The sequence below is a fragment of the Rhizobium mongolense USDA 1844 genome, assembly GCF_000419765.1.
In the GTDB taxonomy this organism is placed as follows: domain Bacteria; phylum Pseudomonadota; class Alphaproteobacteria; order Rhizobiales; family Rhizobiaceae; genus Rhizobium; species Rhizobium mongolense.
In genome coordinates, this window is record NZ_ATTQ01000087.1 from 1 (window position 1) to 1,781 (window position 1,781).

Below are 1,781 nucleotides of genomic sequence, written 5' to 3' on the forward strand. Positions count from 1 at the left end.
CTTGTCGATCGCGCAGGTTCGACGACTCATCTGGTGACTTACAGCAGGGCTCAAGCGAAACGTCAGGGCGAGACCATTATCTTCTAGCGAGATAATGGGAACCAATACGAGGACGAAACGCCACCAGGANACCATGGAGGGTCGGCGGCGTTTCAGCCAGATGATGGGACACGAACTTTGAGACAGCCGAGGCGGACAATTCTTCTGTGGTTGCCGCCCGTTGTGCAAGTCGTTTCTGACCTTTTGAACGTGTGATCGAATGCGGTCTTCTGTCAGGCCTTCATTTGCGGCGTTTTCAGAAGCCACTGGCCGGTATGGTGATCAGCGGATCAGGTCCAAATCTTGTTCCCGAGCTCTGGGCTCCAAGAACTGTACTGGTTTTCCCGATCCGGATCGTTCGATCTTGCGCCCATTCAGGTCATCGACTTCTCACACCTCGTTGCCGACCTTGACCATCGCCACGTTCATGCAGCCGCCGTCAGCGCCGGATTCCGATAATCTTCCTGTCGCGTCAGCATCGCCCAGATCATACGCGCCATTTTGTTTGCGAGCGCGATCGCCACCAGCATTCGTGGCTTTCGTACAAGCATACGCATCATCCAGGGATCAGTGGATGTTGCCTTGCGGCTTGCCCAATTCACGCGAGCCATGGCGCCGATGATCAGCAGCCGACGAATGTCGACCTGACCCGCCTTTGAGACCTTACCCAGCCTTTCCTTGCCGCCGGACGAAAACTGTCGCGGCACGAGGCCAAGCCAGGCGGCAAAGTTGCGCCCCGATTTGAAGTTTTGCATCGCCGGCGCAAACGCCTCGACGGCCACAGCGGTCATCGGCCCGATACCTGGCATCGTCTGAAGACGCCGCGCCACATCGGTCTGCTTGGCGAGAGAGGCCAGCTTCTGGGTCTTGTTGTCAATTCTGACGGTCTTTTCACCGATTTGTGCCAAGAGATCATGGCCTTCTTCGCGTACGAGATCGGGCAGGTCCCTAGCCGCGTCGTTCGGTGTGGCTTCCAACCGTTTGACATGTCCGAGGCCCACAGGAACGACATGCCCATATTCATAGAGCATTGCGCGCAGCGCGTTCACCAGTTCCGTGCGTTGATGGACAATGCGTTCTCGCGCTCGAAATAGAACAGCCCGCGCTTGCTGATCCGGTGTTTTAGGTTCAACAAACCGCATTTCTGGCTGCCGCGCCGCAATGACAATGGCTTCCGCATCGGCGGCATCGTTCTTCTGGCGCTTCACGAAGGGACGCACGTATTGCGGCGCGATCAGCTTGACCTCATGGCCCTGCGCCATCAATTCGCGGGCCCAATGATGGGCGCTGCCACATGCCTCTACGACGACAATAGCGGCGGGATGACTTCCCATGAACCGCAGAAACTGGCCGCGCGACAGCTTCTTGCGAAACAGCACCTCGCCCGTCATCGATGCGCCGTGGAGCTGGAAAACATTTTTTGCCAGATCAACCCCGATCATTGTATCTTTCATTACCGTCCTCTCCGCTGTGTGACCTCTAAAGATCACAACTCTGGCACACTGCGATGCCGTCTGGGGAGGGCGGCAACCACCCCATCTTGTTCAGGATCTGGCACGGCTGAAATCTGAATGATCCAAATCCAGCCAACCCGCATTCGCGATCACACCAGAAGAGGGGAAATGCAATGAGAGTGACAGCGACTANCACGGTCATGCGCGCGCGCGCCATCGCCGGGACATATGTCGTGACCTTGGCCTGGGACTTTCAGCCGGGTCAGGACGGAAAGCGCGAGGGACTGA

Annotated in this window: 1 protein-coding gene; it reads right to left on the reverse strand. The window is 57.4% G+C overall.

What is annotated here, in order from left to right; genetic code table 11:
• Positions 1-464 precede the first annotated feature (464 nt).
• On the reverse strand, positions 465-1,493 hold the full coding sequence (locus A3C3_RS0137235; RefSeq protein ID WP_022719515.1) for an IS110 family RNA-guided transposase: 1,029 nt from the start codon (positions 1,491-1,493) through the stop codon (positions 465-467).
• Positions 1,494-1,781 lie beyond the last annotated feature (288 nt).